Source organism: Gemmatimonadota bacterium (assembly GCA_026706845.1).
Classification (GTDB): Bacteria; Latescibacterota; UBA2968; order UBA2968; family UBA2968; genus VXRD01.
The window spans coordinates 25,252-32,171 of the sequence record JAPOXY010000124.1 but is presented as its reverse complement, the minus strand read 5'-3'; the positions used below and the strand labels follow the sequence as shown (position 1 = coordinate 32,171).

Here is a 6,920-nt window from a genome sequence, read left to right as displayed (position 1 = left end):
CGCCGGCCAGGACCACCGTGTCGATGCCGCGGAAGAACTCCACGGCCGGTTCGGTGGACAGCCTGTTGAGCGTAAGCCCGCATATCGTCGTACAAAAACCTCATGCACAGCCCATGTCGCCCACCGGGGAACAAATCGGACAACTGGAAAAACAGGCCTCTGTACGCGCAGCAGCACCTTTTATATCAACCGAAGGATTTGCGCTCCGGCGTCCCCCTGGCGGTGAAATGATTCAAGCTGGCGTAGCCGTGCGGGGAATAGAAGCCACACAATTGGCAAAAATTACAGACCTGAATGCGCACTTATGGGCAGGCGATCTCGACCTGAACATTCAACCACCCGACCCCGATCAAATCACGCCTACTACCAGACGCGCCAAAGTATATGGCACAGCCATTGGCCGCGTACTCGCTGATCGGCTCGGCGCAGTAATCGGCACCGAAATCATGCTGGGATTGGTACCCAAAGAAGTCTTAATGGGACAACAACCGCAGTTATGGCCCTACAAAGTAACCGCCATATTTCACACGGGCCTGGAAGAACTCGACTCTGCACTCGCATTTGTATCGCTCGAAGCGGCACAACGCGACCTGGGATGGCGAGACCAGATCTCGGGCATCCAGATCCGACTCGCCGAGCCATTTGAAGCACATCGCATCGCACCCACCCTTCCCACAGGAACAGATTTTGACGTCATAACCTGGATGGACACGCACCGCAACCTGTACGCATCCATCCGCCTGGAAAAATGGTTTAGCTCCCTGGTACTGTGTCTCATCGTAATGGTAGCCGGATTCAACATCGTCAGCATCTTGACCATGACAGTGGGCGACAGGCAGCGCGACATCGGCATATTAAAAGCCATGGGCGCAACGCCGCGTGCAATTGGCAAAATCTTCACACTCAAGGGCCTGGGCGTTGGCCTGACAGGCGTCGTCTTTGGCAATGCAATTGGATATCTCCTGTGCTGGTCGCAACAGACATTTGAATGGATCAAACTCCCCGGTCAAATTTACATCATTCAGGCACTACCCGTAAAAATGCTCGCCATTGATTTTGCATACATCTCTCTCGCATCTGTAGGCCTGTGCTTCGCATTCGCCCTCTTGCCCGCCCGCAAAGCCGCCTCACTTGCGCCCATCGTGGCATTGAGGGAATAAACACCATGCAAAAGCTGAATTTCCCAACCTCATCCACATTTGACATCGCAAACCGCGACGGAAGCGCAATGATCTTAGATCCCCTCCGTCAAAAATACGTGGTATTAACCCCTGAAGAATGGGTGCGCCAGAATTTTGTGCGATACTTGATCGAAGGACTGGGCTACCCGCAGGGACGCACCGCAATCGAAACCGGATTTGTATTTCAGGGCATGCAGTGTCGCGCCGATGTACTCGTATATGACGCAAAGGGAAAAGCACTTCTAATGGCAGAATGCAAAGCCCCAGAAATAAAAATCACCCAACAGGTCTTTGACCAGATCGGGCGATACAACACAGTCGTACAGGCCACCTACCTCATTGTGACGAATGGCCTGCAACACTATTGCTGTGCAATTGATCGAAAAAACAACGCATATCGATTCATAGACACACTACCGCGATATGGAGATATAACATAAAAAGGAGATCCTATGATTGATCTACTGAGCTTTATCGTCGTACTGTGCGTATTTCTCTCCTGCGCCACAACCGCGTGGGCAGAGGAAAACTACAGCAAATTAGTGTACCCGGGACCTGATGGCCGACTGGTCTATGTACCGGACGAAAAAGGCAACATAATCCCGGACTTCTCGCACTGCGGGTACATGGGTGGTGGTGTGGCACTACCAGATGTACCCGTCGTATTGACCGTTCAACCCCAAGCCGAAGGAGACGACACAGCGCGATTACAAGCGGCAATTGACGACGTATCTGCGCGCACACCGGACGCCAATGGATTTCGCGGAACCCTGTTACTCGAACGCGGAAAATATCGGATAGGCGGAACCCTGCACATTCGGACAAGCGGCGTCGTACTCCGCGGTCAGGGCGCAGATGAAAACGGCACAGTATTGATCGCAACGGGAAAAGGAAAGCGCACATTGATCGAATTTAAAGGCCAGGGACGCAGACCGCGAGAAATAGAAAACACGCGACAGGCAATTGTAGATAATTATGTTCCCGTAGGCGCAAAAATATTTTCTATAGTAGATGCTTCGAATTTTGCACCCGGCGATGACATCATCGTACATCGCCCCAGCACCGCAAAGTGGATCGCGGCCATAGGCATGGACCGCATAGAAATGAAACATCCCGGAGTTAGGCAATGGAAACCAAGCTCCTACGACTTTCACTTTGACCGCACCATAACAGCCATAAAAGGCAATCAGATAACAATCGATGCGCCAATGGGCAACGCGATAGAACGCGAATACGGCGGCGGATCAATTTACAAATACGAATACCCCGGGCGCATTGAAAAGGTCGGCATCGAAAACTTGCGCGGCGTATCGGAATTTGATAAAGAAAAAAAGGATCCTCGGCGAGAAAACGAATACATCGACGAAGACCACGCCTGGAACTTCGTCGTATTCTCCTGTGTAAAAAATGCGTGGGCGCGCAATATCACCTCAGTTCACTTTGGCTATGCATGTGTAACCATTGGCAACCAGGCAAAATGGATGACCGTGCAGGATAGCCAGTGTCTTGACCCCGTATCAAAAATCACTGGATCGCGACGCTACTCCTTCCCCATCCACGGACAACTATCCCTCGTACAACGGTGTTATACCCGGCGGGGGCGCCACGATTATGTACTACACGCCCGCGTACCGGGACCAAATGCATTTGTAGATTGCGTAGCGGACATCGCGCACGCCGACACCGGACCCCATCACCGCTGGTCTGTTTGCACCCTATTTGACAACATAATCGTAAACGGCAACGCCATCAACGTACAGGACCGGCAAAGTTCGGGCACTGGCCACGGATGGGCGGGCGCGCAAAAAGTATTGTGGAACTGCGAGGCAGAGAGCTTTATCTTACAAAAACCCCCAACATCGCAAAATTACGCCATCGGCTGCATCGGCGAGAAACGAAACGGTCGGTACAAACGCGAAGATGGACACTGGGAATCGCACGGACAAAAAGTAGTTCCGCGCAGTCTGTACTTAAAACAACTCGAAGACCGCCTGGGCATAGAAGCCGTAAAAGCAATAGGCGCACAAATCGGAGAGGAAAATTAAATGGCAAAACGCAAACGACGACCACAAGCGGGACCGGAATTCATGCGGCGCACACAGTTTAAAAATTTAGGCCCAACCGGGCAAGCGCGCAGAGAACCACCGCCCATGCCCGAATTGCATTACCAGGGAGAAACAATAGACCTGCCCGAACCCGCGCAGATCGAAACAACGCAAATCGACCTGCGCCAGGCCATAGACGAGCGCAAAAGCGAGCGCGTATTCTTCGACGACCCCATCACACTGAACGAGCTAACCTACTTACTCTGGGCAACACAGGGCGTAAAAGAATTTGAACAGGGCGAAACATTTCGCACCGTACCATCGGCGGGTGCGCGCCATGCATTTGAAACCTATATCATAACGAACAACGTGGAAGGATTGGACCGCGGGTTATACCGGTACCTATCTATGGGACACAAACTGGGAATAATCGACCAATCAGACGAAATTGGCGAAAGAATTGCCAACACCACCTTGCAACCGGAACTGATCCAGACAAGTGCCGCCACATTCATCTGGACAACAGTAGCCACGCGAATGACCTGGCGCTACGGCGACCGGGGGTATCGCTACATCCACCTCGATGCCGGCCATGTGGGACAGAACCTGTACCTGGGCGCCATGGCCGTAAACTGCCGCGCATGCACCAGTGCGGCATTCAACGACGACGAATTAAATCGGACGCTCAAACTCGACGGCGTCGAACATCTTGCCGTATATTTCGGCTCAGTAGGAAAATAGGAGGATAACGCCATGAAAATTGAAGCAATCGACTTTCTGATCCTGAAAAGCGAACCCGTAACCCCGGAATGGCGACCATTGCGCACCATGCGGGAATATCCCGGCGCGCACAAAGTGCGATTTGGTCACCGACTCTTTCAAGGCGAGGGAATTCAACTCACAAAAAGGCCGGCTTACCTCACCCTGCTTCGCATCCGCACAGATGCAAACCTGGAAACCTGCGGTATTTTTTCCACAGGCTGGGCACAGGAAGACCTCGAATGGGCAGCGCGCACATTCAAAGTACAGTGGGAACCGGAAATCACAGGCACGGACGCGCTGGACCGGGAGTATATGTGGCACAAAATGTGGATGGCGCGGCGATATTTCCACATGGCATCCACCATTCCGCTCGCCCTCATCGACTCCCTCCTCTGGGACCTGGCGGGTCTTCACGCACAATTACCCGTCCACAAATTGCTCGGTGGCTTTCGGAATCGCGTCCCCGCCTACCTCACCGAAACCGGCATACCATACGAAGACACGCTAAAATCTGCCCAACGGGCTGTTGACGAAGGATACAAAGGCTTCAAAGACCACTCCATGCTCGGTGTGGAAACCAACCTCGCGCTCGCCAAAGACATCCGGGACCTCGTAGGCGACGACATGGTGCTCATGCACGACCCGGTACAACAATACTCCGTCGAAGATGCAATCGTAGTCGGACGCGGACTCGAAGAACTGAATTATCTCTGGATCGAAGAACCCCTGCAGGAATTCGACATCAACGGCCTGAAGCGGCTGTCAGACGCAATCGACCTTCCAGTAATGGCATTGGAATCAATCCAGGGCAACCCCTATCTCGCCGCACCGTACCTGTCAATCGGCGCCATAGACATCGTGCGCCAAACAGGACTCGGAATCACCGGACAGATGAAATTGGCCAACCTCGCGGAAATGTTTGGACTGAACTGCCACGGGGGAAATCCCCACGTCGTAGCCGCGGTCCGAAACGACGACTGGTGGGAAGTCTCAGCCTGGCCACCCACGGGCGCAGACAGATCCCTCGCGTCGGCCTTTGCTGGCTTGATCGAAGAAACGACAGAAGTCAGAGACGGCTACATGTACGTCCCACAAACGCCCGGACTCGGGCGAAAAATCGACTGGGACCGAATCCAGGCGCAGACCGTGATCGAAATTTGAGCGGAGCGCAATATCGTCTATCAAATTAAAGAATCCAAAAAAGCCTCGTTGGTCAAATTGCCAACGAGGCTTTTGAAGGAACAGATCTTTCAACATAACCCTCATCCATCGCTCAAAATATACACTCTCACCGCCAACGCCTACGCTCCTCCATCCCCGCTTCAACAGGCGATCCACAAATTCAAGTTGTAAACAAGACCGCAATACTACATATTGAAGGCATAATGAGATGCATGAACTTCTTTTGAACCTTTTTATCACTCAATTTTGTGATAATCGCATTTTTGGCCTGATATTTGCTTGAGTGTTGAAGTAAAAGGAGAATGTGTGAACGAAACTACAGAATTAAGAGACCGGCAAAGCCAACACGCGGAACGGCTGATCAGATTGGAAACGCTTATTGAGCAGAATCAAGAACGTGTGAACCGCTACGAGGAAGACCAGAGGGCTTTTGTAAACCGCTATGAGGAAGACCAAAGGTCTTTTGTAAACCGCTATGAGGAAGACCAGCGAGAAGCGCGAAGCTGGCAAAAGTGTACTGTTACCCTTATGTGTGGCAGTTGGATTACCCTTATGGCGGCTATTTTGTTGAAGTAGTTGTAAACCCTTTTTCCCTATTTGTCACGAATCGTCCCCTCCCTTACCCCAACCAGCGCTTTCGGGGGAACCGCGCATAGACGTACTGACTGTCATACGTATTATCCTCCGCATAGGACGAACGCCCGCCCAGCAGATCGCACGCATATCTTTCGATCTCTTCATCCACCAGATCAACACCCAGGCCCGGACCCTCGGGAATTGCGATATAACTATCGACCACCTCGGGTTGCGGAGCCATCACCTCATACCGCGCCTGAACATCGCCTGTTCGGTGCTCCCAGATCAAAAAATTTGGCAACGTCGCACACAAATGGATAGACGCGATCTCCCCCACCGGACCCAGCGACCCATCGTGCGGCGCAAACTGGATATAGTGTGCCTCGGCCATACCCGCGAGCTTCTTCATCTGAGCCAGACCCCCGAACCGCCCGGCATCCGGCTGGATAACATCCACAATCTCGCGCTCAATAAGCTCGCGCGCACCGTAGATATAGGCGAGCCGTTCCCCGGCAGCAAGGGGGATATTGATCGCTTCGGACACGCGCGCAAGCGCCTCCACATTCTCGGGCGCGACCGGTTCCTCGTAAAAAAACACCCCAAATTCTTCGAGCCTCCGGCCCATAGAAATCGCATCGCGCGTCGTCATCCACGGCATGCCGTGCAGATCGACCATAATATCGACATCGTCCCCCACCTCATTGCGTATCGCCGTAATATCGCGGATGCAGTGCTCAATTCCCCCCATCTTGAGACCGGTAAAGCCCTGATCCACGAGTTCCCTGGCGCAATCGGCCGTATTCGCGTGCGTGTACACCCGCAACCGCTCGCGCATCCGACCGCCCAGCAATTGCCAGACCGGCATATTAAACGCCTTCCCCTTAATATCCCACAGCGCTATCTCAATCGCCGAAATCGCACCCGCGCCCACAATGCCCGACATCCCGTGGGTTTGCAAAAACATCTTGCTCCACAACCGCTCGATATTAAAGGGATCCTCGCCAATAATCAAGCTCGCCTTGTGGTGAATCTCCGTCTGAATACTCGGCCATGCAGTCGCCTCTCCCACGCCATAGATCCCCTCATCCGTAAAAACCCTGCAAAACAAAAAATTTCTGCCATCCTGCCCAGCAGTATAGGTCTTAACATCTGTAATCTTCATTCTCTCACCCCG

Annotated in this window: 7 protein-coding genes; 6 read left to right on the top strand and 1 reads right to left on the bottom strand. The window is 52.9% G+C overall.

The features are described 5' to 3' along the window. From OXG87_12100 to OXG87_12075, 6 genes are all read left to right on the top strand, one after another. Positions 1-1,160: ABC transporter permease (locus OXG87_12100; GenBank protein MCY3870293.1), on the top strand; the 1,160-nt coding region annotated here is incomplete at its 5' end. Positions 1,161-1,165: 5 nt separating this feature from the next. Next, complete coding sequence (locus OXG87_12095) at positions 1,166-1,621, top strand: type I restriction enzyme HsdR N-terminal domain-containing protein (GenBank protein MCY3870292.1); 456 nt, start codon at positions 1,166-1,168, stop codon at positions 1,619-1,621. Between the two features lie 12 nt (positions 1,622-1,633). Further along, positions 1,634-3,226, top strand: coding sequence for a hypothetical protein (locus tag OXG87_12090; protein MCY3870291.1), 1,593 nt, complete (start codon positions 1,634-1,636; stop codon positions 3,224-3,226). Beyond that, a complete protein-coding gene (locus tag OXG87_12085; GenBank protein ID MCY3870290.1) occupies positions 3,227-3,967 on the top strand; it encodes a SagB/ThcOx family dehydrogenase in 741 nt (246 codons plus the stop codon). Between the two features lie 12 nt (positions 3,968-3,979). After that, entirely contained in the window at positions 3,980-5,149 is a 1,170-nt protein-coding gene (locus OXG87_12080) for a hypothetical protein (protein MCY3870289.1), read from the top strand. Between the two features lie 327 nt (positions 5,150-5,476). Further along, the gene (locus tag OXG87_12075; protein ID MCY3870288.1) at positions 5,477-5,746 is read left to right on the top strand and encodes a hypothetical protein; all 270 of its coding nucleotides are present in this window, start codon (positions 5,477-5,479) and stop codon (positions 5,744-5,746) included. A 43-nt stretch (positions 5,747-5,789) separates the two neighbouring features. On the opposite strand, the gene OXG87_12070 is transcribed toward OXG87_12075, so the two are convergent. Next, positions 5,790-6,908, bottom strand: coding sequence for a mandelate racemase/muconate lactonizing enzyme family protein (locus OXG87_12070; GenBank protein ID MCY3870287.1), 1,119 nt, complete (start codon positions 6,906-6,908; stop codon positions 5,790-5,792). Positions 6,909-6,920 lie beyond the last annotated feature (12 nt).

Excerpts from the sequence above, each read along its gene's own strand:
- OXG87_12085 (MCY3870290.1), top strand. The coding sequence starts at position 3,227 with ATGGCAAAACGCAAACGACGACCACAAGCGGGACCGGAATTCATGCGG.
- OXG87_12080 (MCY3870289.1), top strand. The coding sequence starts at position 3,980 with ATGAAAATTGAAGCAATCGACTTTCTGATCCTGAAAAGCGAACCCGTA.
- OXG87_12095 (MCY3870292.1), top strand. The coding sequence starts at position 1,166 with ATGCAAAAGCTGAATTTCCCAACCTCATCCACATTTGACATCGCAAAC.
- OXG87_12090 (MCY3870291.1), top strand. The coding sequence starts at position 1,634 with ATGATTGATCTACTGAGCTTTATCGTCGTACTGTGCGTATTTCTCTCC.
- OXG87_12070 (MCY3870287.1), bottom strand. The coding sequence starts at position 6,908 with ATGAAGATTACAGATGTTAAGACCTATACTGCTGGGCAGGATGGCAGA.